This window comes from Rhizobacter sp. OV335, assembly GCF_900142965.1.
Taxonomy (GTDB): Bacteria; Pseudomonadota; Gammaproteobacteria; order Burkholderiales; family Burkholderiaceae_C; genus Rhizobacter.
On the sequence record NZ_FRCQ01000036.1, the window covers coordinates 14796 to 38728 of the forward strand.

Genomic DNA, 23933 nt, shown 5'->3' on the forward strand with positions numbered 1-23933 from the left:
ACCTCCGGAGAACCTTTCATGACCTCCCCCCAAGACAACACCGCTCCCGCCGCAGTCGCCCCGGCCGGCAACCCGACCCGCAAGAAGGCCCTGACCGCCGTCGCGGCCGCCGTCGCCGTGATCGGCGTGGCCTATGGCGCCTATTACGCGCTGGTGCTGAACCACTACGAATCGACCGACAACGCCTACGTGCAGGGCAACGTCGTGCAGCTGACGCCGCAGGTCGGCGGCACGGTGCTCGCGATCAACGCCGATGACACCGACTTCGTGAAGGCCGGCCAGCCGCTCGTCAGGCTCGACCAGGCCGATGCGCAGGTCGCGCTCGACCAGGCCGAAGCCCAGCTCGCGCAGACGGTGCGCGAGGTGCGCACGCTGTTCGCGAACAACTCGACGCTGAAGGCGCAGATCGCGCTGCGCGAGGCCGACCTGGCCCGTGCGCAGGCCGACCTGGTCCGGGCGCAGGACGACGTCAGCCGCCGCGCCCCGCTGGTCGCCAGCGGCGCCGTCGGCAAGGAAGAGTTCAACCACGCGAACGCGCAGCTCGCCGCATCGAAGAGCGCCGTCGCCGCCGCGCAATCGGCCTCGCTGGCCGCGCGCGAGCAGCTGACGTCGAACCAGGCGCTGACCGACAACACCTCGGTCGAGGAGCACCCGAACGTGCAGCGCGCCGCGGCCCGCGTGCGCGAGGCCTACCTGGCGCTGCGCCGCGCCGACCTGCTGTCGCCCGTCGACGGCTACATCGCCAAGCGCAGCGTGCAGGTCGGCCAGCGCGTGCAGGCCGGTGCGCCGCTGATGTCGGTGATCGCGCTGAACCAGCTGTGGGTCGATGCGAACTTCAAGGAAAGCCAGCTGAGGAACCTGCGCATCGGCCAGCCGGTCACGCTGCAGGCCGACGTGTACGGCAAGAAGGTCGAGTACCGCGGCAAGATCGAAGGCCTGGGCGCCGGCACCGGCTCGGCGTTCTCGCTGCTGCCGGCGCAGAACGCCACCGGCAACTGGATCAAGGTGGTGCAGCGCGTGCCGGTGCGTGTCGCCCTCGACCCGAAGGAACTCGCCGAGCACCCGCTGCGCGTGGGCCTGTCGATGGACGCCAAGGTCGACGTGAGCAACACCGACGGCAAGATGCTGGCCGACGTGCAGCGCAGCTCGGCGATCGCGCAGACGACGGTGTTCGACCTGGTCAACCAGTCGGCTGACGGCGAGGTGCGCAAGATCATCGCGAGCAACCTCGGCCATGCGCTGAAGGCCGACACCAAGGTGGCGCGCCGCAGCGAGGTGGCCGCGCCGGCCGCGGCTGCGGCCAGCGGCGAGACGGTCGCCTCGTCGGCCGTGGCCGCCGCCGTCAAGCTGACCCCGGTCAAGCAATAAGCCTGACAAGCCCTGCAAGCACAGCGGAGCCTTTCCCCATGTCATCCACCACCGCCGATGCGGTGTCCGGCGCCGACGCGCCGGCACCCGCGCCCGCCCCGGTCGCGCCGCCGCGTCCGGCGGCCCATCCGCCGCTGACCGGCAGCCAGCTGATCCTCGGCACGATCGCGCTGTCGCTCGCCACGTTCATGAACGTGCTCGACAGCTCGATCGCCAACGTCTCCATTCCGGCCATCGCCGGCGACATGGGCGTCAGCCCGAACCAGGGCACCTGGGTCATCACGTCGTTCGGCGTCGCCAACGCGATCTCGGTGCCGCTGACCGGCTGGTTCACCCGCCGCTTCGGCCCGGTGCGGCTGTTCATGGCCAGCATCCTGCTGTTCGTGTTCTCGTCGTGGCTGTGCGGCCTCGCGCCGAACATCGAGACGCTGATCGCGTTCCGCGTGCTGCAGGGCCTGGTGGCCGGCCCGATGATCCCGCTGTCGCAGACGCTGCTGCTCGCGAGCTACCCGGCCGCCAAGGCCGGCACCGCGATGGCGATGTGGGCGATGACGGTGCTCGTCGCGCCGGTGGTCGGCCCGCTGCTGGGCGGCTGGATCACCGACAACATCTCGTGGCCGTGGATCTTCTACATCAACATCCCGGTCGGCATCCTCGCGGCGATGTTCACCTGGTCGATCTACCGCACCCGCGATGCGCTGCCGCAGAAGGTGCCGCTCGACTACGTGGGCCTGGGCCTGCTGGTGCTGTGGGTCGGCGCGCTGCAGGTGATGGTCGACAAGGGCAAGGAGCTCGACTGGTTCCAGTCCGGCCAGATCATCACGCTGGGCGTCGTCGCGGTCGTCGGCTTCCTGTTCTTCCTCGCGTGGGAGCTGACCGAGAAGAACCCGATCGTCGACCTGCGGCTGTTCGCGCGGCGCAACTTCTGGCTGGCCACGGTGGCGCTGTCGGTGGGCTATGGCCTGTTCTTCGGCAACGTGGTGCTGATGCCGCTGTGGCTGCAGCAGTACATGGGCTACACCGCCACCTGGGCCGGCATCGCGCTGGCGCCGGTGGGGGTGCTGGCGATCCTGCTGTCGCCGTGGGTCGGCAAGAACATCGGCAAGGTCGATCCGCGGCGCCTGGCCACGGTGGCCTTCCTCGGCTTCGGGCTGGTGCTGTGGATGCGCTCGCATTTCAATACGCAGGCCGACTTCAACACCATCCTGGTGCCGACGATCCTGCAGGGCGCGGCAATGGCGTTCTTCTTCATCCCGCTGCAGGCGATCATCTTCTCGGGCCTGCAGCCGCACCAGATGGCGGCCGCGGCCGGGCTGAGCAACTTCGTGCGGATCACCGCCGGCGCGATCGGCACGTCGATCTTCACGACGGCGTGGGAGAACCGCGCGGTGCTGCACCACGCGCAGATTGCCGAGACGGTGAACGGCAACAGCATTGCCGCGACGCAGACGCTGTCGAACCTCGGCGCCACCGGCTACAGCCCCGACCAGGCGCTCGCGACGGTGAACCGGCTGGTCGACCAGCAGGCCTACACGATGGCCGCGACCGACCTGTTCTACCTGTCGTCAGCGCTGTTCATTCTGCTGATCGGGCTGGTGTGGCTGACGCGGCCCAAGAAGGGCGGGGCCGGCGGCGGTGGGGGCGGGGCTCACTGAGCCAGGGCTAGGGCGGCGGCGTGTCGCGGTCGTCCAATTGGTACTGCTCCCGGAAGGGCTTGTCCGAGGCCGCGACGGGCAGGATGCTGTGTTTGAAGAAGAGGTGCCCGGCGGCACGATTCTTCATGACAAGCACCTTGGGGACGCTGAACTCTCTGCCGGTGGGCAGTGTGCCGGTGCATGGCGATACAGGACGCATGTGATTTCCGAGTCAGGGTAGACGTTGATTCGAATGCCCGGGTAGGGCCGCTTGCTGAGTAACGCCTCCGCGTCATCGGTTCACTCGCCAGCGGCAGACATGTGACCCCCACCCCGTCTGCTCGTTCGCTTCGGCGCATGGAACCGAACACGTGCCCGCGTTACTGACGCAAGCCTTCACAGCGCGAGTGGTAAGTGAGCGCCTTGCAGATCCTCCTGGACGAATTCGCCCGCCGCATCGGAAGCTCGCCTTTCGACGTGGTGGCCGACCAGGCACGCTTCGTCTGCAACGAACGCTTCGCCGTCGACCTGTTCCTCGACACCCGCTGCGAGTGCGTTCGCATCGGCACGCAGGTCGGCCACTCGCTGGTCGCGGCCCCGGCGCACGAGGGCTACTGGGGCTGCGTGTCGCGCGCCCAGCAGGAAGATCCCCGCTTCGAGGTCTGCTGGAACGGCTACACCGGCGAGATGCTGAGCATGTCGGCGATGCCGATGACCGGGCTCGACATCGAGGTCTTCATGGTCTGGGTCGAGCGCTTCCTCGATCGATCGACCGAAGTGGCCGACGCCTGGCTCGCCGCCGAGAACCCTCGCTCCTGCGGCCTGCCACTTTCCGACTGCCGCAGCTTCGCCTGATCGATCAGGCGGCCAGGGCGTACTGCCTGAACTGCCCGCGCCCGGCGTTCCTGGCCGCGCAGAGTGCCTCGTCGGCGTGGTGCATCACCTCGGCGAACGCGAGGCCGTGCGTCGGCCACACCGCCGCGCCGATGCTGCAGCCGACACGCAGGTTGTTCAGCGTCAGGTAGTTCATCGGCCGGCGCATGTCGTTGACGATGCGCTCGGCCAGCGTGCGCGACAGCGCCGCGCCTTCGCCCGGCGGACAGGTGATCAGCACCAGGAACTCGTCGCCGCCGAGGTGGAACGCGAAATCCTGCGCGCGGCCCAGCTTGCGCAGGCGCCTGGCCACCTGCACCAGCACCTGGTCGCCGGCCTCGTGGCCGTGGCGCGCGTGGATGGGCTGGAAGCCGTCCAGGGCCAGGCACAGCAGGCAGACCTCGATCCGGGCAGCCGCGACGTCGTCGGCCAGCCGCTCGGTCATCTCGGCCAGGAAGCTGCTGTTCCACAGGCCCGTCAGCGGGTCGCGCAGCGCGCGCTGTTCGAGCGTTGGCACGGTGGGGTCGCGGTCCGTCAGCGTGTCCTGCAGGCGGACGACGGTGGCGGCGATCTGCTGCACGTTGTTGCGCCGCCGGGGCTGCACACCGGGCGGACGCGGCGCGCCGTCGCCACGGCGCAGCGCCTGCGCGGGTTCCTCGACCGGCGCGACCAGCAGCGGGATCCACCAGCAGGCCGCCAGCGCGCACAGCAGGCCGATGCCGATGCTCCAGCCGAGGGCCCACGGCGGCCGGAGCGCCAGCGACACCAGCGTCAGCAGCACGCCAATCCCCACGCCGGCCTGCGGGCGCAGCGTCCGCAGGCGCGGTCGCGGAAGGTGGGCGGGGTGGATCACGCACGAATTGTCGACCTGCCGCCGCCCCCCGATGTGCGGAGAAGCAGGCGCGCGGTCCGCCACTTCCGGGCATCCAACGCTAGGATGCCGCCTCCACCCCGGGAGATCCCATGAACCTGCCCCAGAGCGCCGCGCGTCTTGTTCCGTTGTCGGCTTCGTTGGCCGCTGCGTTGGCACTCACGGCTTGCGCCAATGTGCCGAACCCGTTCGGCGGCGCGGCCGCCCCGGCGCCCGCAGGTGCCGAGGCCCCGGCCGCCGCACCGGCCGTCGCGGCCACGCTGCCCGAGGTGCCCAGCGCCGCGCCCGCCGCGCGCACCGCGGTACTCAACAGCACGTATGCGATCGATGGCGCGATCATGCCGGTGATGCGCGGCCAGCAGCTGACCGAAACCCGCACCGACATGCGCCGCAACGACAGCGTGCTGAGCTTCGACAACCGCCTGCTGCGAACCTTCGCCGGCGACACTCGCTCGTCCGACATCACGCGGCTCGACCGCAAGCTGGTGTGGACGCAGAACATCGCGAAGAAGACCTACACCGAATGCCCGCTGACCGGCTGCCCGCGGCCGGCGCAGCCGCAGCCCGACAAGCCGAAGCCGCCCGAGCAGCCATCGAAGCCGTCCGAGCCGTCCTGCCCGCTGGTGCTGAAGAAGAACGAGCTGAAGGTGGTGGCGACCGGCGAGCGCAAGGCGATCAGCGCCTACAACAGCGAGCGCTTCCAGATCAACTGGGTGATGGAGCTGGAGGACCCGCAGGGCCGGCGCAACAGCAACCGGGTGCAGCTCGACCTGTGGACCACGCCCGAGGTCGGCGCGGTGAAGGAGGTGCAGGCGATCACGCAGGCCTTCCAGTCGCGCCATGCGGCCGCGGTGTCGGCCGGCGGCGAGCATCCGTTCGGCAAGTACCTGCCGAAGGAGGTGATGGGCTCGATGGGCGCGCTGCTGCGCAACCTGGGCGGTGCCAACGCGAAGACCACCGCAGCTTGGGGCAACGAGCTGAAGAAGGTGCGCGGCTACCCGATGGCGATGACGTTGGCGTGGACGGCCGACGGCAACGCCTGCGGCGACGACGCGTCGGCCGCGCGCGGCAACACCTCGGCGCCTAGCGTCGGCAGTTTGCTGGGCGGGCTGATGGGCGGCGGTGGTGGCGACGGCAAGCCCGCCGGGGGCCCGCTGCTGAGCTACAGCTACGAGGTGAGGACGCTGGACGTGAAGGCGGTCAGCGACGGCTGGTTCACGCCGGACGCCGGGTTCCAGCGGGCGCAGTGACCGGGGCGCCGTGACCGCAGACTTGTTCGATCCGATCGACGACGGGCCGCCGTCGCAGCAGGTGATCGCCGACGGTGCGGTGCTGCTGCGCCGGCTCGCGCTGTCGCGGGCACCCGAGTTGCTGGCCGACCTGCAGCCGGTGCTGGCGGCCGCGCCGTGGCGCCATCTGGTGACGCCGGGCGGGCAGCGCATGTCGGTCGCGATGACCAACAGCGGGCCGCTCGGCTGGGTGTCCGACCGGCGCGGCTACCGCTACCAGGCCACCGATCCGCTGAGCGGCGCGCCCTGGCCGGCGATGCCGCGCAGCTTTCGCGAACTGGCGGTGCATGCGGCCGCCTGCGCGGGCTTCGACGGTTTCGAGCCGGACGCCAACCTCGTCAACCTCTACGCGCCGGGCGCGCGCCTGTCGCTGCACCAGGACCGCGATGAAGCGGACTACGGCGCGCCGATCGTGTCGGTGTCGCTCGGGTTGCCGGCGGTGTTCCTGTTCGGCGGAACGCAGCGCCAACAGCCGGTGAAGCGGCTGCGGCTGGCACATGGCGATGTCGTCGTGTGGGGCGGGGCCACGCGGCTGGCGTTTCATGGCGTCGCGCCGCTGGTCGATGGCGAGCATCCGGCCACGGGGCGCTCGCGGATCAACCTGACGTTCAGGCGGGCAGCGCTTTGAACGATGCACGTTTCGAAGGTCAACCCGATTGGCTCTGTGAGTAGTGTGAATACTCCGCCATTTTCCTCAATGTGTCTTGAGCTTCTTTGTACGAGTCCATGTCAGTGTGATTATTGCCCATCAGATCGACGGTTTTGTTGATTCCGATGAATACTGGGCCAGAGTGGCTTTCAACGTAGAAATTATTGTCGTAATAAAACGGCTTCAACAATTCATGTCGCCTGGCGTTTCCCATGCTGGAGCTGATCTTCACGACCAATTGATAACACCCCTTTCTCGTGCCTGGTAAAATATGCACCAACCCTTCATCGAGAGCGACTTCGCAGTCGGGGCCTAGATTGGATGCAACCTTGCGGCTTGTGGCGATCGAAATGTCGCGGTTTGTCATGACCGACTTGAGCAACTCCTGAGCCGCGGCACGGCTGTGGTTATTCTCCGGATCGAATCCCAGCAGCCTGACAGAATCATTGGTCTCAAAATACGCGGTCTTTTCGCCTTTGAAAGCAATCTGATAATCGCCGTCACGTTCATGAACAATGATGTTGATCTTCTTTGCTTCTGAAGAAATTCCTTCAATATGCTCCCGGAAAACATCATTGGAGTGGACGTTGGACACAACCACATTTATCCAGTTTTGCTTGTTGGCCACCGTCGGTGTAATGCCGCTTTCTTCTAGCGTCTTCGATGAATTTAGTTTATTTTCAACTACAAGGGCTTTCAAAGGAATGAAAGCCTTATGTGCTATTGCTGTCGTCTGAGTTGATGGCTTCTTACTTGATTGAATCGGGTACATGGGGTAATGCGCTGAAGCGTGTAGTGGCAAATGACCCTCATGAGTCACCAGCGCGCCTGCCAGGTTCCAAGCAGGAACGACCCGTCAAGTTGTCGCGACCGCAATCACCGTGGCGTGATGGTCCGCGAGCGATTGCACATGCAAGGCGCAGTGCATGGCTTCATGCGTCACCGTCAGGCAGCGCCGCTCGGGTGCGAACCCGGCATCCACCGCCTCCGGCGGAATCGACAACCCGCTGCCGATCGCCTTCAGGCAGGCCTCCTTGCGCGTCCAGCCGCGCATGAAGGCGAGGTCGCGTTGTTCGAGGGACACGGCCCGCAGCGCCTGCTGTTCGGCCGGCGTGAAGTTGCGCTCGGCCAGCGCGATCGCGTCGCGCATCGGCCGCAGCACCTCGACGTCGACGCCGATCTCGGTGCCCGCCGGTGCATCCGGCGCCACCGCGATCACCGCCACGTCGTCGCTGTGGCTCATGTTGAAGACGCAGGCCGCCGGCGCCTGCAGGAAGGGCTTGCCGAACGGGCCCGCGCCGAACACCAGCGCGGCGGCCGGCAGCCCGGTCTGCTGCGCGAGGATGGCCCGCAGCGCGACATGCGAGGCCAGGTGACGGCGCCGCAGGCCCTCAAACGCGAAGCGCTGCCCGCGAGCGACCTCGTCGGCCGACAGCGTGGCCAGCGCAGCGGCATCGGGCATCTCGTCCAGCCGCAGCCACCATACCCGCAGCCCGAACGGTGCGGGCAGCTCGATGAAGGGCAGCGGGCTCAGAACGCCTCGTCCGGCCGCAGGTAGCGCCACTGCCCGGTCGGCAGGTCGCCCAGCATCACGCGGCCGATGCGCACCCGCTTCAGGCCCAGCACCTCCAGCCCGACCGCTTCGCACATGCGGCGGATCTGGCGCTTCTTGCCTTCGCGCAGCACGAAGCGCAGCTGGTCGTCGTTGACCCATTCGACTTGCGCCTCGCGCAGCGGCTCGCCGTCGAGCTCGAGGCCGTGCTTCAGCAGCGCAAGCTCGCTGTCGGGCAGCGGCGTGCCGTCCGGGCGCTGCACGCGCACCAGGTACTCCTTCTCGATCTCGCTGTTCTCGCCGATCAGCTGCTTGGCAATGCGGCCGTCCTGCGTCAGCACCAGCAGGCCGACGGAGTCGATGTCGAGCCGCCCGGCCGGCGCGAGGCCGCGCAGGTGGGTGTGCAGGAAGCGGGTGCCGGAGTTGTCGTCGTGCCACTGGTTCTCGGGCTTCACCAGCACGTAGGCGGGCTCGTAGCCGTCTTCGGCCTGGCCGCTGACGTAGCCGACCGGCTTGTTGATCAGCACCGTGACGCGCTGCGCCTGCTGGTGGCGCGCCTGCGCATCGACGGTGATGCGCTGGCCGGGCATCACGCGCGAGCCGAGTTCCTTGACGACCGAGCCGTCGACGCGCACCCAGCCCTTGGGGATCCACTCGTCGGCCTCGCGGCGCGACGCGATGCCCAGTTCGCTCATGCGCTTGGACAGGCGCAGGCTGCCTGGCTGCTCGGCGTGGTAGACCGGCTCGTCGTCGTCGCGCTCGAAGCGTTCGCCGCGGCGCTGCGGGGCAGGGCGGTTGTGGCCGAACGCGGTGTTGCGCGCGGCGGGGGTGTCGCGCGGACCGGTGTTGCGGGCGCCGCGGTCGGCGGGACCCGCATCGCGCTGGCCGCTGTGGCGAGGGGTCGGGTTGCGAGACGATGTGTCGCGGGGGCCTGACGGCCCGCCGGGCTGCGATGGGCGACCGAACGCAGTGTTGGTGTTGGGGCCACCGCGCTGCGGGACGGGCTCGCTGCGGCGGGCCGGCGGCAGCGGGTCGCGGCGCGGGCGTTGCATCGGCGCTTCGTCGCGGCGCGCGGTGGCCGGGCCAGTGGGCCGGGGCCGCTGGTTGTCGGTTCTGTTGTCGGTCCTGTCACCGGTCCTGTCGTCAGGCCTGCCACCGGCCCTGCCGCGCGACGCCGGCGGCGGCTCGCCGCGGCGCGTGAACTCGGCCGGCGGCTGGTCGCCGAAGCGCTGCCGCAGCTGCTCCTGGTAGCGCGCCTCGCGCTCGGCGCGCTCGGCCTGGGCCTGCGCCAGCGTCGGCCGCTTCTGCACGCCGGCCCCGGCACCGCGCAGCGGCGCGCGCGCCGGCTTGTCGGCGGCAGACTTGCCCGCGACTTTCTTCAGTTTCAGCGTGGCCATGGTGGGTTCCAGATCGGTAATCCCCGATTGGAACATGCATGGGGGGTGCGTCACGTCAACCCGCCAGCAGCCCCAGCTTCACGCACAGGTCGCGGGTGATGCCCATGTGCCGGTCCAGCTCGTCGAGCAGCGGCTCGACCGGCGTCGTCGAGCCCTCTGCCGCGGCCTCCTGCAGCCGCGTCGCGGTGTCGGCCACGCTGCGCAGGCCCAGGCTCAGTGCGGCGCCCTTCAGCGCGTGCGCCTGGCTGCGCATGCTGTCGTGGTCGCGCCGGCCCTGGGTCTGCCGCAGCGACTGCAGCGTGCCGCTGTGCAGGCTGAAGAAGCGGCCCAGCAGCTCGGCGTACTTGGCGGGCGACAACGCGACGCTGACATTGTCGACCGTCGCCTGGTCGAGCGGCGACGCGGGAGCGGCCGCCGCGCCGCCGTCGATCGACGTGAACACCGGCGCCGCATGCTGCCCGTAGCGGCCGAGCACCTCGCGCAGCTGCGGCAGGTGCGCCGGCTTGGTAAGGAAACCGTTCATGCCGGCCTGGCGGGCGCGTTCCTGCGATTCCTCGAACGCATCGGCGGTCAGCGCGATGATCGGCAGCTCGCCCTTCGGGGGCGGCATCGCGCGGATCGCCCGCGCCGCCGCGAAGCCGTCCATCAACGGCATGTGCAGGTCCATCAGCACGACGTCGAACTCCTGCGCCTGCACCGCGCGCACCGCCTGCTCGCCGTTCTCGCTGAACACCGCCTGGTGGCCGAGCTTGTCGAGCACCGCCTCCAGGTAGGCGCGGTTCACCGGATGGTCCTCGGCGACCAGCACGCGCATCGGCTGCACGGTGGCCGCGCCATTCGCGGCCAGGCCGGGTGCCATGCCGGCCGGCGCATCGATCGCCGGCAGCGGCAGGCTCACGACGAAGCGGCTGCCGACGCCCGCCTGGCTGGTGACCGCGATGTCGCCGCCCATCAGCCGCGCCAGGCTGCGCGAGATCTCCAGCCCGAGGCCCGCGCCACCGTGGCGGCGCGAGGTGGTGTCGTCGCCCTGCGAAAACCGTTGGAACAAGCGCGAGAGCATCGCGGCATCCATGCCGATGCCGGTGTCGACCACGCTGAACAGCAGCGCGCCGTCGGCATGCCGCGTCACCGCCAGGCTCACCATGCCGGCGTTCGAGAACTTCAGCGCGTTGCTCAGCAGGTTGAACAGGATCTGCTTCAGCCGGGTCGCGTCGGCACGCACCCACGGCGGCACGTCGGGCGCGATGCTGACCTGCAGCTGCAGGCCCTTGGCATGCGCCTGCACGCGCATCAGCGCATCGACCTGGCCGAGCATCGCCACCAGGTCCAGCGGCTGCGGCGCGACCTGCAGGTTGCCCGACTCCAGCTTCGAGATGTCGAGGATGTCGTTCAGGATCGCGAGCAGGTGGTTCGCCGACTCCTTCGCGGTGGTCAGGAAGCCGGCCTGCTGCGTCGACAGCGGCGTGTCCTGCAGCAGCGACATCATTCCCAGCATGCCGTGGAAGGGCGTGCGGATCTCGTGGCTCATGTTGGCCAGGAACACGCTCTTCGCACGGCTGGCCGATTCGGCCTCGGTGCGCGCCACCGCGAGGTTGTCGGCCAGCGCCTGCAGCCGTTCGCCGCGATCGGACAGGCCGCGGAACTGCCGCAGCACGATCAACGCGAACGCGATCAGCAGCACGCACTGGAACAGCGTCAGCCCGAGGCTCAGCTGCGATTGCGTGCGCACCGCGGCATTGCGTTGCGACACGCGTTCGTACAGCAGGTGCGAGGCGCCGAGCGACAGGTCGTGCAGCGGCACGCTCAGGCCGTCGAGCCGCACCAGCAGCTGGCGCAGCGCGGCGGCGTCGAGCGGGGCCGCCGGCTTCTCGCCCAGGTAGCGGTCGGCCTCGTCGACGAAGGCGCGCACCTGCTGCATCGCCTGCGTGTAGATGCCGTGGTCGGGCATGATGCGCGCCGCGCGGTCGTGGTCGACCAGGCTGATGCGGCTCACGAAGATGTCGTAGCGGTTCTGCAGCGCCTCGGGCGCCGCGGCATGCGACTGCGCGAGCGACAGGTCGGCCAGCGCCTCGTGCATCTGGTTGCGCAGCCGCAGGTGCTCGGTCTCCAGCTGGAAGAAGCTCCAGCCGAGCGCGTCGTTCTGGTAGTGCACGCTGCTGTCGAGCAGGTTGTACTGGCGCCACTGCACGTAGACGGCGGCCAGCAGCGCGAGCACCAGCGTGGTCGCCAGCATCACGAGCCAGCCGCGGCGGGGCGGGGTCACCGGCAAGGCGTCGGAAGCGGCGGCCCCGGTCATCGGATCTCGAGCAGCCGCAGCTGCCACACCGCACGGCCGTAGTGCACCGCGGTGCGCAGCTCGGGCTGGTCGTCGAAGGGGTAGATGATGACCAGCGGCCCCTTGTCGCGCACCGGCATCGGCTTGTCGTCGAGCAGCCAGGCCACCATCACGTCGCTGGCCGCTGCATCCTCGATCGGGATGTCGACCTTGTAGTCGTTCAGCGCCACCGCCCGCACCACCTGGCCTTGCGCACCGGCGGCGGTCAGCAGGTCGCGCAACCGCACGCCGGTGAACTTGCGCGGCTTGGCGTACCACGGTGTGCGGGTCGAGAAGCTCTGCTGCGGCAGCTTCTGCAGCGCGGCCAAGTCGAACGACAGGCCATCGGGGCCGTTGCGCTGCTGGATGCTGCCGGCGATCGTCAGCAGCGGCTTGCCCTCGGGAGCCGCGTCGGCCGCACGCACCGCGCCGGCCGCCAGCAGGCCGGCCGCGGCGAGCAGCGCGCAGGCCCAGCGTGTCCGCCAATGTCCCCCCCCATGTCCCGGTCGTCCCATCTGACGGATTCTGCATTGGTTTCACGTCGTGACCCCCTCGTGACCTGTCATCACGGGCCGGCATACTGCAAGCCGATGACATCGACCTCCGTGAGCCGGGTGTTCTTCATCGCCGTCGCCGGCACGCTCGGCGTGTGGCTTGCGCGCCGTGCCTGGGTGGCCTGGCGCGAACGATCCGGGCTGCGGGTGATCCGCGAGCAGGCCTTCCCGGGCTTCCTGCGCGGCAAGCTGCGCGGCCTGTATCCCGGGCTGGACGACGAGGCGCTGGCCGACGTGGAGCGTGGGCTGCGGCAGTTCTTCGTCGCCTGTGCGCGCTCGCGCGGCGCGTTCGTCGCGATGCCGTCGCGCGTCGTCGACGCGCTGTGGCACGAGTTCATCCTGCACACCCGCGCCTATGACGCGTTCTGCCGGCGCGCGTTCGGCCGCATGCTGCACCACACGCCGGCGCAGGCGCTGGTGCCCGCCAGCCCCGATGGCGATCGCAAGGCGGGCCTGCGCCGCGCCTGGTTCTGGAGTTGCAAGGAAGAGGGGATCGACCCCCAGCGCGCCGGCCGGCTGCCGATGCTGTTCGCACTGGATGCGGCGCTCGCGATTCCCGACGGCTACCAGTACGTGCCCGACTGCAGCCTGCTCGGCGCCGACCGCGGCAGCACGCATTGCGCGAGCGACATCAGCTGCGGAAGCTCGTGCGGGTCAGGCAGCGACTCGAGCGATGGCTCGGGCAGCAGTGCCGATGGCGGGGACGGCGGCGGTGGAGGAGATGGGGGTGGCTGCGGCGGCGGGGGCGGCGACTGAGCCTGGCCCGGCCGCGCGGTATCGTCAGCCGAAGTGGCAGATGTAGTGCATCGTGCTCGTCACCACGATGTCGAAGGCCGACTGGCCCGGCACCGGGAACGACTGGCCGGCGCCGTACGACTGCCAGGTCTCGCTGCCGTCCAGTCGGATGCGGCAGGCGCCTTCGACGATGTCCATCACCTCCGGCGCGCCGGTCGTGAAGCGCAGCGTCGACGGCAGGATCACGCCGACGCTCTTCTTGCTGCCGTCGGCCAGTTCGATGCCGTGCGAGACGCACTTGCCATCGAAGTAGACGTTGGCGCGGGTGGAGATGGTGGCGGTGATCTTGTCGGTGGGCATGGTCAGCTCATTTGCTGGAAGTAGGAGCGGGCGAGTTTAAGGGCCGGGGCGGTCTGATCCTTGCTTCCGCCCCGCAACCCCGCCATCTCTCTTCGTTCCATGACCGACACCGCGGCCGAAGCCGGTTTTTCGTCGCTGTGCGACACCGTGCGCCGCGACGGCGAGGCCTGGGTGTCGCAGGTCGGCGGGCTGACGCTGCACAGCCACTTCCAGCCGATCTACAGCCTGTCGCACGGCCGCCCGGTCGGCCACGAGGCGCTGCTGCGCGCGGTCGACGGCCAGCGCATGCCGCTCGCACCGGCCCACGCGTTGCGCGGCGACGGCTCGCTCGCCGATGCGCTGTTGCGCGACCGCGCGTCGCGCCTGGTGCACATGCTGAACTTCGCCGAGCAGGCCGGGCCGGCACACTGGCTGTTCTGCAACATGCATCCGCAGGTCTTCCTGCAGGGACCGCGGCTCGATGCCGACGGCTTCCAGGCCGCGCTGATGGCGCACAGCGGGCTGGAGCCGCACCGCCTGGTGATCGAGGTGCTGGAAGACGCCGTCTCCGACGAGGACGATTTCGATGCCGCCGTCGCGCTGGCCCGCCGGCGCGGCTGCCTGCTGGCGCTCGACGATTTCGGGGCCGGGCATTCCAACTTCGACCGCGTCTGGCGCATCCAGCCCGACATCGTCAAGCTCGACCGCAGCCTGGTGGCCCGCGCCGCGCACGACCGGCGCGCGCGCCGCGTCGTCACGCAGATGACCTCGCTGCTGCACCAGTGCGGCGCGCTGGTGCTGATGGAGGGCGTCGAGACGCAGGACGAGGCCTTCGTCGCGCTCGAGGCCGATGCCGATTTCGTGCAGGGCTTCCTGTTCGCGAAGCCGCAGGCGCGCATGGTGCCCGCCCACCACACGCCACCCGCGCTGCAGAACCTGTGGGACGCGTTCGAATCGCGCTGGATGGACGAGCACACCGCGCAGCGCGAGCACATCGGCCCGTACACCAACGCGATCGGGTATGCGTCGGCGCTGCTGTCCGCCGGCCGCTCGATGGAGGAGTCGCTGGCCTCGTTCCTCGCGCTGCCGGGCGCCGAGGTGGGCTACCTGCTGGGCGCGGACGCGCGGCAGATCGGCATCAACCACTGGGCCGCGAGCCGGCCGCAGCGCGAGCAGCCGGCCTTCGAGCCGATGCGCAACACGCAGGGCGCGCGCTGGGCGCGCCGGCCGTACTACCGCCGCGCGATCGAGGCGGTGGGGCGGGTGCAGGTGACGCGGCCCTACCGCACGCTGCATGGCGCGCACCTGTGCGTGACGGTGTCGGTCGCGTTCCGCATCGGCGACGAGCTGAACGTCGTGTGCGGCGACGTCACCTGGCAAGAGGCCGGATGAAACGGCCGAAGTCGCCGGGTAAACTGCCCCGATGAGCACACCGACCGGCAGCGCGGGCCTTCAAGACGAGCAGGGGGCGCTGCGCCCCGGCACCCGGCTCGGCGAGTTCGAGATCCTGCGCGTGCTCGGTGTCGGCGGCTTCGGCATCGTCTACCTCGCGATGGACCATGCGCTGGAGCGCCAGGTCGCGATCAAGGAGTACATGCCCGCCGCGATGGCCGCGCGCGGCGACGGCGACCAGGTGTCGCTGCGCTCGCAGGCGCACCTCGAGACCTTCGGCATCGGGCTGCGCTCGTTCGTCAACGAGGCCAAGCTGCTCGCGCGCTTCGACCACCCGTCGCTGGTCAAGGTCTACCGCTTCTGGGAAGCCAACGGCACCGCCTACATGGTGATGCCGTACTACGCCGGCCGCACGCTGAAGGAAGAACGCAAGGCGCTCGCCGGTGTGCCGAGCGATGCGTGGATCCGCGGCGTGATCGACCCGCTGCTCGGCGCGTTGCAGGTGCTGCACGACGAAGACGTGTTCCACCGCGACATCGCGCCCGACAACATCCTGCTGCTGCCGTCGGGCCTGCCGGTGCTGCTCGATTTCGGCGCCGCGCGCCGCGTGATCGGCGACCGCACGCAGACGCTGACCGCGATCCTGAAGCCCAACTACGCGCCGATCGAGCAGTACGCCGACGTCGGCCAGTTGCGCCAGGGGCCGTGGACCGACCTGTACGCGCTCGGCGCGGTGCTGCATTTCGTGATCACCGGGCGGCCGCCGGTGCCGTCGGCTGCGCGCGCGGTGCACGACGATGCCAAGCCGCTCGCGCAGCTCGACGAAGTGCAGCGTGGCACGATCGGCCAGCCGCTGCTGCGCACGATCGACTGGGCGTTGGCGGTGCGGCCGAGCCACCGGCCGCAGAACGTCGCGCAGTTCCGCGATGCGCTCGACGGCAAGCTGGTGCCGCCGGAGCGGCCGCTGGCCGACGGCGAGGCGACACAGCCGGTGTCGCGCGAGCAGGTGCAGGCGGCGTGGTCGCCGACGCAGCCGATCGACGGGCAGGCCACGGTGTTCCAGCCGACGGTCGCGGCGACGCAGCCGGGCGCGCCGGTGCCAGTGCAGAGCGCGGGTGCGCATCGGGCGGTGGGTGCGGCGGTGCCCCCCCCTCCGCCTGCACCGCCGCGCCGCGATGCGGCGGCGCCAGCGGCCGCCGAATCACCGAAGCGCCGCGGCGTGCTGATCGCCGGCATCGCGGGTGTCGCCGTGCTGGCGATCGCGGCGGTGTTCGCGATGAAGGGACGCGGCCAGCCCGAGGTGGCGCCGACCTATGCCGAGCCGTCGGCCGCGTCGGCTCCCGCCGCGATGGCAGTGATCGAGCCACCGGCGTCCGCGCCGGTGGCCGCAGTCGTCGAGCCCGCCGTGGCGGCGCTGCCTGCGGCGGCTGACACCGCGGCGTCCGAGCCTGCAGCCACGCCACAGGCCGATGCCAAGGCGGCCGCAGCGGCGAAGCGCCGAGCCGAACCGAAGACCGCCGTGGCCGAGTTGCCGCCCGCGACCCAGGCCACGCAGCCGGCGGCGACCACGGCGCCCGCGGCTGCCGCACCCGCCGAGGCTGCCGGCCCGAAAACGCCCGGCGAAGCCTGCGGCGCTCGCAAGTTCCTCGCGCGCCTGACCTGCATCCTGCGCGAATGCGAGACCAACCCCGCGTTCCACGACCACCCGCACTGCGTGCGAGCGAGGGAACTCGAGGACGAGCGCAAGCGCAAGGAGTTGAGCGGCGGGTAGTCGAATCTCGACGTTCCGTTCTCGACATCCCGTTCGGGCTGAGCTCGTCGAAGCCCTGTTCGCACCTCCGTTCGGGCTGAGCCTGTCGAAGCCTGCGAACAGCGCTTCGACAGGCTCAGCGCGAACGGTTTTTTGTGTGTGACCAGCGCGAGCGGTTTGTGGGCTGGGCTTCTCAGTGCAGCGCCGACAGGAACTGCTTCAGTTCCGCCGTCTGCGGCGCGCCGAACACCTGCTCCGGCGGCCCGACCTCGTGGATGCGCCCGGCGTGCATGAACACCACGCGGTCGGCCACCTTGCGGGCGAAGTTCATCTCGTGCGTGACCATCAGCAGCGTCATGCCCTCGTCGGCCAGTGTCTCGACGACGCGCAGCACCTCGCCGACCAGCTCGGGGTCGAGCGCCGACGTGATCTCGTCGCACAGCAGCACCGCCGGCTCCATCGCCAGCGCCCGCGCGATCGCGACGCGCTGCTGCTGACCGCCCGACAACTGCTCCGGCTGCGCATCGAACTTCTCGGCCAGCCCGACGCGTTCCAGCAGCTTGCGCGCCTGCGCGGTGCAGTCCGGGTTCGCCGTCTTCTTGACCAGCGTCGGCGCGAGCATCACGTTGCGGCCCACGCTCAGGTGCGGGAACAGGTTGAAGCCCTGGAAGATCATGCCCACGCGCTGGCGCAGTGCGCGCATCGCCGCGGCATTGCCGTACAGCAGCGGCTGGCCGTCGACCGTCAGCGTGCCTTCCTGGAACTGCTCCAGCCCGTTCACGCAGCGCAGCAGCGTGCTCTTGCCGGAGCCGCTCTTGCCGATGATCGCGATCACCTCGCCACGCGTCACCGACAGGTCGATGCCCTTCAACACCTCGTTCGTGCCGAAGCGCTTGCGCAGCGCGGCGATCTCGACGATGACTTCAGGCGTGGCCATGCAGTTTTCTCTCCAGCGAACGGGCCCACAGGGACACCGGGAAACACAACCCGAAATACAGCAGCGCGACGAACGCGAACACGGTGAACGGGCGGAAGGTCGCGTTGGCGATCGTCGAGCCGGTCTTGGTCAGCTCGGCGAAGCCGATCACCGACGCGAGCGCGGTGCCCTTGATGATCTGCACCGCGAAGCCGACCGTCGGCGGCACGGCCACCCGCAGCGCCTGCGGGCCGATCACGTGGCGCAGCTGCTCGCCGAGGTTCATCGCGAGCGCGGTCGACGCCTCCCACTGGCCCTTCGGCACCGCGTTGACGCAGCCGCGCCAGATCTCGGTGAAGAACGCGCTGCTGTAGAGCGTCAGCGCGATGGCTGCGGCGGTCCAGTTCGACAGCGACAGCCCCAGGCCCGACAGCCCGAAGAACAGGAAGAACAGCTGCATCAGCAGCGGCGTGCCCTGGAACAGCTGCACGTAGCCGGACACCAGCCGCTCGGCGCCCGGCAGCTTCGCGAGCCGCGCGATCAGCAGCGCGAGGCCGACGATCGCGCCGCCGATGAAGGCGACCAGCGACAGCGCCACCGTCCAGCGCAGCGCGAGCAACAGGTTGCGCAGGATCTCCCACAGCGTGAACTCGACCATCGGCTACCTTCCGAAGATGAAGCGGGGGCCGATCCAGTTCAGCAGCCGGCGCAGCGCAATCGACAGCACCAGGTAGATCGCGGTGCCGACGATGAAGGCCTCGAACGCCCGGAAGTTGCGCCCCTGGATCAGGTTCACCGCATGCGAGAGCTCGGCCGTCGCGATCTGCCCGCACACCGCCGAGCCCAGCATCACGATCACGATCTGGCTGACCATCGCCGGCCACACGCGCTTCAGTGCCGGCGGCAGCACGACACGCGTGAACACCTGCATCTCGCTGAGCGCCAGGCTGCGCGCTGCCTCGATCTGGCCGCGCGGCGTGGTGGCGATGCCGGCGCGCACGATCTCGGCCGCATAGGCCCCGAGGTTGATCACCATCGCGAGCACCGACGCGGCCTCGGGCGACAAGCGAACGCCCAGGCTCGGCAACCCGAAGAACAGGAAGAACAGCTGCACGATGAACGGCGTGTTGCGGATCAGCTCCACATACGCGCCGGCCACGAAGCGCAGCCCCGCCCCACCGTGCAGCCGCGCCCACGCGCAAGCCACGCCGAGCGCGAGGCCGAACACCGCCGACACGCCGGTCAGCGCGAGCGTGATGCCCGCGCCTTTGGCCATCAGCGGCCACTCGGCCAGCACGGCCGGGAAGTCGAGGCTGATCATCGCGAACGCGGTTTGCTTACTGGGGCAGGTCGCCGGCCGGGCGGCCGAGCCACTTCACCGCCATCTTGTCGAGCTCGCCGCTCTTCTTCGCATCGGCAATGATCTCGTTGACCTTCGTGCGCAGCTTGTCTTCACCCTTGGCCACGCCGATGAAGTTCGGCGAATCCTTCAGCAGCAGCTTGAACTCGGTGCCCAGCTGCGGGTTCTTCGCCATCATCGCGCCGGCCACCGAGGCGCCGGTGGCGATCAGCTGGGTCTGGCCCGACACGTAGGCCGAGACGGTCACGTTGTTGTCCTCGAAGCGCTTCACGTCCAGCCCCGACGGCGCGATCTTGCCGAGCTCCTGGTCTTCCATCGCGCCGCGCGTCACGCCGATGCTCTTGCCGGCGAGGTCGGCCGGCGTCTTCACCGCCAGCGTCTTCGGGCCGAACACCGCCTGGAAGAACGGCGAGTACGCGGCGGTGAAGTCGATCACCTTCTCGCGGTCCGGGTTCTTGCCGAGCGTCGAGATCACCAGGTCGGCCTTCTTGGTCTGCAGGTAGGGGATGCGGTTCGAGCTCGTCACCGGCACCAGCTCGACCTTCACGCCCAGCTTCGCGGCGATCAGCGTCGCCATGTCGACGTCCAGCCCCTGCGGCTTCAGGTCGGTGCCGACGAAGCCGTAGGGCGGGTAATCGGTCGGGATCGCGATCGTGATCAGCTTCTTCGCCAGCACCTCGTCGAGCGCGGTCTGCGCTTGCGCGACGGAGGCCGCGAACAGCAGCGGGGCGGCGGCCAGCAGGCCGAGGGTTTTCAGGAAAGCGCGGTGGCTCATCGTCAGTACTCCGGGGTGGACGAGGAAGGGGGTGCTTCAGGCCTTGTATGCAAGGGCTGTGCCTTGCTTTTGCCGGTTCCCACCGGCGACAGCGCGCTGCGCAGCGACGCCAGCGGGTCGACGGCCAGGCTCGGATCGAGGTGCGCAGCCACGCTGTCGATGTGGCTGAGCATCAACCGGGCCGCGGCCGCCGCATCGCCGCGTTCGAGCGCGGCGACGATCTCGGCATGCTCGGCGCACGACTGCGCGGCCTCGTGGTTCGACTGGTACAGCACCGCGATCAGCGTGGTGCGGGCGGTCAGGTCGCGCAGGATCTCGGCCAGCGTGCCGTTGCCGGCGCACTCGGCCAGGCAGACGTGGAAGTCGCCGAGCAGGAAGCTGCGTTCGCCCGCATCGGCAGCCGCCACCGCGGCCTGCTCCTGGGCCACGTGCGCCTGCAGGCGCTGCAAGGGCACGCCTGCCAGCGGTGCGTCGAGCGACTGCAGCAGCCCGGTCTCGATCAGCCGCCGCGCGGCGAACGCTTCGCGTGCGTCCTCGGGCGAGGGCTGCACGACGAACCAGCCGCGGCGCGAGTTGACCTCGACCATGCCGCGCGCCGCCAGCCGCGTGAGGGCTTCGCGCACGATGGTGCGGCTGACGCCGAACAGGTCGGCGAGCGGCTGCTCGCCCAGGCGTGCGCCGGGCGCGAGCTTGCGCGCGAGGATCGCGTCGACGATGCGGTCGGCAATCTGGTGGGGCTTGTGGCGGATGGCAGGCACCAGCAGGAGGCATGGATCGGTTGCATACAAGCCGGCTCACCAAAATGAGGCGTTCCGGCGCTCGAACAGCACCGGGTGAGGGTGCTGCAGGCTTGTATGCAAGCGCCGGGCCTGCGGGCTCTCAGGCGGCGCGCTCGCGCAGGCGGAGGATGGTCTTCTGGAGCAGGCGCGCATCGGCGCTGGCCCGGTGCCGGGTCAGCTGCAGCTCGTTGCTGACCGCCTGCTTGGTCTCGTACCAGTCGCGTGCCTCGCGCTCGGACAGCATCGAGCGCAGGTTGTCGAGCCGGAAGCTGGGCACCAGGCCGGCTTCTTCATACAGCGCGCCGAGCCAGGGGTAGTCGTGCGCCCAGCCGTCGCTGTAGAGCGTCAGGCCGTGCAGCTGGTCGTTCAGCCATTGCGCGACCTCGGGAACGGGGCGGCCATGCACCAGCAGCGTCTCGCGGCGAATGTGGTGCACCTGCTCGGCGGCCGAATCCCAGTGCGTCCAGTGGTGCGCCGGACGGATCAGGCTGCAGAAGCTGCTGCCGTCGGCCAGCACGTAGCCGACCTCGATCGGGTAGCTGTCGCGGCCGAAGCCCGAGGCCTCGATGTCGAGGATGGCCGGTGCGCCCGCGGACGACGGCGCGGGGGCGAGCGCGGTGGCGGGGGACATGAGGGGCTGCACGAGGGCCATGTGCCAGCTTAGGCATTCGGCGCATCGGCCGATCCCGGGAGAAGCCCGGGGATGGCCTGCCTTTCAACCCGGGGCGTGGCGCGAATCGGCAGGATGCCGGCGGTGGCGGTCGGTCGCGTCGCGGTTGCCCGTCGCGTGGGTGCCGCAGGCCGCAAAGAACATGGTCGTCAGCGTGACGATCGCCATCAGCAGGTGCAGCAGCAGCCAGTTGACGACGAGGAAGGCCGCCAGCGCGCCCGGCGCGTGGACCACCGGGCCCTGCGCGGTGGAGCCGAACAGGATCTTCCCGATGCCGAGCAGCGCCAGCACGGCGATGGCCGCGACAGCGCCGCGCAGGCTCCGCCAACCCGGCCCCTGCTGCGAGGCGCGCACGGCCAGCGGCCGCAGTTGATCGATCAGGCTCCCACGCATCGCCACCTCGTGCAGCCCGAGCACCTGGAGCGGCAACAGCGCGTAGGACAAGGTCCAGAACAGCATCATGTCGTCGGTGCCGCGGCCTCCGGGGCCGAGGTCGCCCGGCATCATCAGCACCGCTGCCGCGTCGCTGAGGCCGAGGCGGCTGGCCGTCAGGCAGGTGAAGGCGCTGCCGAGCAGCAGCCCGATCGGCGGCACCAGGGTGCGCATGCGGCCCAGCCGGCTGCGCGCCAGGCGCCAGGTCAACCGGCCGGCGACCCAGGCCCACGCGGCGGCGGCGGCCCATGCGTTCAATGCAGAGCGGTGATTCATGTTGGCTTCTCCCTGGACTTCGCGGGCCTGCCATCGGCCGCTTCGCAAGCGTATGGGAACGTCGGCAAAGTGGCTCACGCCAGGCCATACAAGTTGTTCATGTTGCGTTCTGCGAAATGCATGACCTGCACGATGTCTGCGCGATTGCCGACTATGGAGGGACGTGTCGGATCGGTTCATGAAGCTGCCACACGGGCGCCGCAGACTGCGCGCTTTCATGCATCACCGAGGATGGATCGAATGGACCGCCGGACCCTGTTGTCGAAAGCCCTGCTGCTCACCGGTGCGGGTGCACTGCCAGGCCTGTCATCTGGTCAGTCGGCCGCTCCTGCGGTGATCACGCGCGACGCGATGCGCCCGCAGTTCCCGTCCGGCGTGCAGTCGGGCGATGCGCGGGCCGACAGCGCGATCGTCTGGACGCGCGGCGACCGGCCGGCGCGCATGTGGGTCGAGTGGTCGAGCACCGCGAGCTTCGCGAGCGTGAACCGCGTGCGCGGGCCGCACCTGCTGGAGGATTCCGACTTCACCGGCCGCCTCGACCTGACGGGCCTGCCGGCCGGGCAGGAGGTGTTCTACCGCGTCGTGCTGCAGGACCTGCACAACGAGCGCGTGCTGTCCGAGCCGATGCCGGGCCACCTGCGGTTGCCGGCAGCCTCGCAGGGCAAGGCACTGCGCGACCTGCGCTTCGCGTGGAGCGGCGATACGGCAGGCCAGGGCTTCGGCATCAACGAGGGCTGGGGCGGCATGAAGATCTACGAGCAGATCCGCCGCGTGAACCCTGACTTCTTCCTGCACAGCGGCGACACCATCTATGCCGACGGCCCGATTGCCGCGCAGCTGAAGCTGCCCGACGGCTCGACCTGGAACAACCTGGTGACCGAGGAGGTCAGCAAGGTCGCCGAGACGCTGAACGAATACCGCGGGCGCTACCGCTACAACCTGCTCGACGCGAACATCCGCCGCCTGTCGGCCGAGGTGCCGCAGATCTGGCAGTGGGACGACCACGAGGTCAGCAACAACTGGTCGGATTCGAAGGACGTGTCGGGCGACGCGCGCTACACCGAGAAGAACGTGCCGCTGCTGGTGGCGCGCGCGAGCCGCGCCTTCCTCGAGTACGCGCCGCTGCGCCGCGGGCCGGATGCCGAGAGCGAGCGCGTGTACCGCCACCTGCCGCAGGGGCCGCTGCTCGACGTGTTCGTCGTCGACATGCGCAGCTACCGCGGTGCCAACAGCGCGAACCTGCAGGCTGACGAGACGCCCGACAGCGCGTTCATGGGCCGCCCGCAGATCGCGTGGCTGCTCGACGGGCTGAAGCGCTCGAAGGCGACCTGGAAGGTGATCGCCGCCGACATGCCGATCGGCGTGCAGGTGCCCGACGGCAAGGATGCGCAGGGCCGCGACAAGTGGGAGGCGATCGCCAACGGCGACGACGGCGTGCCGCTCGGCCGCGAGCTGGAGATCGCGCGGCTGCTGCGCGAGATCAAGCGGGCGAATATCAAGAACATCGTCTGGCTGACGGCCGACGTGCACTACACCGCGGCCAATTTCTACGACCCGCGCCAGGCGAAGTTCAGCGATTTCCTGCCGTTCTGGGAGTTCATCTCGGGCCCGCTGAACGCCGGCAGCTTCGGGCCGAACAAGCCCGACGCCACCTTCGGCGTGCAGGTGGTCTACGAGAAGGCGCCGCCGGTGCAGAACACGGCGCCGAGCGAGGGCTACCAGTTCTTCGGGCAGGTCGACATCGACGCGAAGACGAAGGCCTTCACGGTGAACCTGAAGGACCTGACCGGGGCGACGCTGTTCACGAAGACGCTGCCGGCCGCGTGACGGCATCGTTCGGGCTGAGCCTGTCGAAGCCCGAACTCCGTTCGCCCTGAGCTTGTCGAAGGGTCGGGCTGAGCCTGTCGAAGCCCTGCCTCTGGCACCAGCGTTTCGACAAGCTCAACGCGAACGGGTGTGGCTCAACGCGAACGGGCGTGGCTCAACGCGCTGGGATGTGGCTCAACGC

23 protein-coding genes are annotated in these 23933 nt (G+C 69.6%); 9 read left to right on the plus strand and 14 right to left on the minus strand.

What is annotated here, in order from left to right:
- Positions 1 to 18: 18 nt before the first annotated feature.
- The 3 genes from BUE42_RS27455 to BUE42_RS27465 all read left to right on the plus strand — a co-directional run bounded on the left by BUE42_RS27455 (position 19) and on the right by BUE42_RS27465 (position 3857).
- The gene (locus BUE42_RS27455; protein WP_073468469.1) at positions 19 to 1368 is read left to right on the plus strand and encodes an HlyD/EmrA/EmrK family protein; all 1350 of its coding nucleotides are present in this window, start codon (positions 19 to 21) and stop codon (positions 1366 to 1368) included.
- A 38-nt stretch (positions 1369 to 1406) separates the two neighbouring features.
- Positions 1407 to 3023, plus strand: coding sequence for a DHA2 family efflux MFS transporter permease subunit (locus BUE42_RS27460; protein ID WP_073468470.1), 1617 nt, complete (start codon positions 1407 to 1409; stop codon positions 3021 to 3023).
- A 402-nt stretch (positions 3024 to 3425) separates the two neighbouring features.
- Positions 3426 to 3857: a hypothetical protein gene (locus tag BUE42_RS27465; protein ID WP_073468471.1), complete on the plus strand. Its 432-nt coding sequence runs from the start codon at positions 3426 to 3428 to the stop codon at positions 3855 to 3857.
- A gap of 4 nt (positions 3858 to 3861) precedes the next feature.
- Here the strand turns inward: BUE42_RS27465 and BUE42_RS27470 are convergent, their stop codons facing one another.
- Positions 3862 to 4728, minus strand: a complete 867-nt coding sequence (locus BUE42_RS27470; protein WP_073468472.1) for a GGDEF domain-containing protein — start codon at positions 4726 to 4728, stop codon at positions 3862 to 3864.
- A gap of 110 nt (positions 4729 to 4838) precedes the next feature.
- On the opposite strand from BUE42_RS27470, the gene BUE42_RS27475 reads away from it, so the two are divergent.
- Both BUE42_RS27475 and alkB read left to right on the plus strand, forming a co-directional pair.
- The gene (locus BUE42_RS27475; RefSeq protein WP_143171795.1) at positions 4839 to 5996 is read left to right on the plus strand and encodes a hypothetical protein; all 1158 of its coding nucleotides are present in this window, start codon (positions 4839 to 4841) and stop codon (positions 5994 to 5996) included.
- 10 nt (positions 5997 to 6006) lie between these two features.
- Positions 6007 to 6663 (plus strand): DNA oxidative demethylase AlkB, encoded by a 657-nt coding sequence (alkB, locus tag BUE42_RS27480; protein ID WP_073468474.1) that lies wholly within the window; start codon positions 6007 to 6009, stop codon positions 6661 to 6663.
- Positions 6664 to 6682: 19 nt separating this feature from the next.
- Here alkB and BUE42_RS32705 read toward each other — a convergent pair whose 3' ends face one another.
- From BUE42_RS32705 to BUE42_RS27500, 5 genes are all read right to left on the minus strand, one after another.
- The gene (locus tag BUE42_RS32705) at positions 6683 to 7456 is read right to left on the minus strand and encodes a hypothetical protein (RefSeq protein ID WP_143171796.1); all 774 of its coding nucleotides are present in this window, start codon (positions 7454 to 7456) and stop codon (positions 6683 to 6685) included.
- Positions 7457 to 7540: 84 nt separating this feature from the next.
- Positions 7541 to 8146, minus strand: coding sequence for a 4'-phosphopantetheinyl transferase family protein (locus BUE42_RS27485; RefSeq protein ID WP_159445505.1), 606 nt, complete (start codon positions 8144 to 8146; stop codon positions 7541 to 7543).
- A gap of 68 nt (positions 8147 to 8214) precedes the next feature.
- A complete protein-coding gene (locus tag BUE42_RS27490; RefSeq protein WP_073468476.1) occupies positions 8215 to 9633 on the minus strand; it encodes a pseudouridine synthase in 1419 nt (472 codons plus the stop codon).
- 55 nt (positions 9634 to 9688) lie between these two features.
- A complete protein-coding gene (locus tag BUE42_RS27495; protein WP_073468477.1) occupies positions 9689 to 11929 on the minus strand; it encodes an ATP-binding protein in 2241 nt (746 codons plus the stop codon).
- Positions 11926 to 12462 (minus strand): putative pterin-binding protein, encoded by a 537-nt coding sequence (locus tag BUE42_RS27500; RefSeq protein ID WP_143171797.1) that lies wholly within the window; start codon positions 12460 to 12462, stop codon positions 11926 to 11928. The genes BUE42_RS27495 and BUE42_RS27500 overlap by 4 nt, the downstream gene beginning before the upstream one ends.
- Positions 12463 to 12537: 75 nt before the next feature.
- Between BUE42_RS27500 and BUE42_RS27505 the strand changes: the two genes are divergently transcribed.
- Entirely contained in the window at positions 12538 to 13257 is a 720-nt protein-coding gene (locus tag BUE42_RS27505) for a glycine-rich domain-containing protein (protein WP_073468478.1), read from the plus strand.
- A gap of 24 nt (positions 13258 to 13281) precedes the next feature.
- On the opposite strand, the gene BUE42_RS27510 is transcribed toward BUE42_RS27505, so the two are convergent.
- On the minus strand, positions 13282 to 13596 hold the full coding sequence (locus BUE42_RS27510; protein ID WP_073468479.1) for a pyrimidine/purine nucleoside phosphorylase: 315 nt from the start codon (positions 13594 to 13596) through the stop codon (positions 13282 to 13284).
- A gap of 99 nt (positions 13597 to 13695) precedes the next feature.
- Between BUE42_RS27510 and BUE42_RS27515 the strand changes: the two genes are divergently transcribed.
- Positions 13696 to 14967, plus strand: a complete 1272-nt coding sequence (locus BUE42_RS27515) for an EAL domain-containing protein (RefSeq protein WP_073468480.1) — start codon at positions 13696 to 13698, stop codon at positions 14965 to 14967.
- Positions 14968 to 14998: 31 nt separating this feature from the next.
- Complete coding sequence (locus BUE42_RS27520) at positions 14999 to 16738, plus strand: serine/threonine protein kinase (protein WP_073468481.1); 1740 nt, start codon at positions 14999 to 15001, stop codon at positions 16736 to 16738.
- 172 nt (positions 16739 to 16910) lie between these two features.
- Here the strand turns inward: BUE42_RS27520 and BUE42_RS27525 are convergent, their stop codons facing one another.
- From BUE42_RS27525 to BUE42_RS27555, 7 genes are all read right to left on the minus strand, one after another.
- Entirely contained in the window at positions 16911 to 17654 is a 744-nt protein-coding gene (locus tag BUE42_RS27525; protein ID WP_073468482.1) for an amino acid ABC transporter ATP-binding protein, read from the minus strand.
- The gene (locus BUE42_RS27530; RefSeq protein ID WP_073468483.1) at positions 17641 to 18291 is read right to left on the minus strand and encodes an amino acid ABC transporter permease; all 651 of its coding nucleotides are present in this window, start codon (positions 18289 to 18291) and stop codon (positions 17641 to 17643) included. Before BUE42_RS27530 ends, BUE42_RS27525 begins: the two co-directional genes overlap by 14 nt.
- A gap of 3 nt (positions 18292 to 18294) precedes the next feature.
- The gene (locus tag BUE42_RS27535; protein WP_073468484.1) at positions 18295 to 18954 is read right to left on the minus strand and encodes an amino acid ABC transporter permease; all 660 of its coding nucleotides are present in this window, start codon (positions 18952 to 18954) and stop codon (positions 18295 to 18297) included.
- A 16-nt stretch (positions 18955 to 18970) separates the two neighbouring features.
- Positions 18971 to 19768 carry a transporter substrate-binding domain-containing protein gene (locus BUE42_RS27540; RefSeq protein ID WP_073468485.1) on the minus strand — a complete coding sequence of 266 codons (798 nt, stop codon included), beginning with the start codon at positions 19766 to 19768 and terminating at the stop codon, positions 18971 to 18973.
- 2 nt (positions 19769 to 19770) lie between these two features.
- On the minus strand, positions 19771 to 20526 hold the full coding sequence (locus BUE42_RS27545) for a GntR family transcriptional regulator (protein ID WP_235002647.1): 756 nt from the start codon (positions 20524 to 20526) through the stop codon (positions 19771 to 19773).
- Between the two features lie 121 nt (positions 20527 to 20647).
- Positions 20648 to 21178 (minus strand): 3'-5' exonuclease, encoded by a 531-nt coding sequence (locus BUE42_RS27550; RefSeq protein ID WP_073468506.1) that lies wholly within the window; start codon positions 21176 to 21178, stop codon positions 20648 to 20650.
- 84 nt (positions 21179 to 21262) lie between these two features.
- Positions 21263 to 21925, minus strand: a complete 663-nt coding sequence (locus tag BUE42_RS27555; RefSeq protein ID WP_143171798.1) for a hypothetical protein — start codon at positions 21923 to 21925, stop codon at positions 21263 to 21265.
- Between the two features lie 240 nt (positions 21926 to 22165).
- Here BUE42_RS27555 and BUE42_RS27560 point away from each other — a divergent pair, with 240 nt between their 5' ends.
- A complete protein-coding gene (locus BUE42_RS27560) occupies positions 22166 to 23752 on the plus strand; it encodes an alkaline phosphatase D family protein (protein WP_143171799.1) in 1587 nt (528 codons plus the stop codon).
- The last annotated feature ends 181 nt before the right edge of the window (positions 23753 to 23933 follow it).

Coding starts and splice junctions, on each gene's coding strand:
- BUE42_RS27535 (WP_073468484.1), bottom strand. CDS start 18,954: ATGATCAGCCTCGACTTCCCGGCCGTGCTGGCCGAGTGGCCGCTGATG.
- BUE42_RS27520 (WP_073468481.1), top strand. CDS start 14,999: ATGAGCACACCGACCGGCAGCGCGGGCCTTCAAGACGAGCAGGGGGCG.
- BUE42_RS27555 (WP_143171798.1), bottom strand. CDS start 21,925: ATGAATCACCGCTCTGCATTGAACGCATGGGCCGCCGCCGCCGCGTGG.
- BUE42_RS27495 (WP_073468477.1), bottom strand. CDS start 11,929: ATGACCGGGGCCGCCGCTTCCGACGCCTTGCCGGTGACCCCGCCCCGC.
- BUE42_RS27560 (WP_143171799.1), top strand. CDS start 22,166: ATGGACCGCCGGACCCTGTTGTCGAAAGCCCTGCTGCTCACCGGTGCG.
- BUE42_RS27510 (WP_073468479.1), bottom strand. CDS start 13,596: ATGCCCACCGACAAGATCACCGCCACCATCTCCACCCGCGCCAACGTC.
- BUE42_RS32705 (WP_143171796.1), bottom strand. CDS start 7,456: ATGTACCCGATTCAATCAAGTAAGAAGCCATCAACTCAGACGACAGCA.
- BUE42_RS27460 (WP_073468470.1), top strand. CDS start 1,407: ATGTCATCCACCACCGCCGATGCGGTGTCCGGCGCCGACGCGCCGGCA.
- BUE42_RS27550 (WP_073468506.1), bottom strand. CDS start 21,178: ATGTCCCCCGCCACCGCGCTCGCCCCCGCGCCGTCGTCCGCGGGCGCA.
- BUE42_RS27500 (WP_143171797.1), bottom strand. CDS start 12,462: ATGGGACGACCGGGACATGGGGGGGGACATTGGCGGACACGCTGGGCC.
- BUE42_RS27490 (WP_073468476.1), bottom strand. CDS start 9,633: ATGGCCACGCTGAAACTGAAGAAAGTCGCGGGCAAGTCTGCCGCCGAC.
- BUE42_RS27540 (WP_073468485.1), bottom strand. CDS start 19,768: ATGAGCCACCGCGCTTTCCTGAAAACCCTCGGCCTGCTGGCCGCCGCC.
- BUE42_RS27455 (WP_073468469.1), top strand. CDS start 19: ATGACCTCCCCCCAAGACAACACCGCTCCCGCCGCAGTCGCCCCGGCC.
- BUE42_RS27525 (WP_073468482.1), bottom strand. CDS start 17,654: ATGGCCACGCCTGAAGTCATCGTCGAGATCGCCGCGCTGCGCAAGCGC.
- BUE42_RS27530 (WP_073468483.1), bottom strand. CDS start 18,291: ATGGTCGAGTTCACGCTGTGGGAGATCCTGCGCAACCTGTTGCTCGCG.
- BUE42_RS27505 (WP_073468478.1), top strand. CDS start 12,538: ATGACATCGACCTCCGTGAGCCGGGTGTTCTTCATCGCCGTCGCCGGC.
- BUE42_RS27485 (WP_159445505.1), bottom strand. CDS start 8,146: ATGCCCGATGCCGCTGCGCTGGCCACGCTGTCGGCCGACGAGGTCGCT.
- BUE42_RS27515 (WP_073468480.1), top strand. CDS start 13,696: ATGACCGACACCGCGGCCGAAGCCGGTTTTTCGTCGCTGTGCGACACC.
- BUE42_RS27475 (WP_143171795.1), top strand. CDS start 4,839: ATGAACCTGCCCCAGAGCGCCGCGCGTCTTGTTCCGTTGTCGGCTTCG.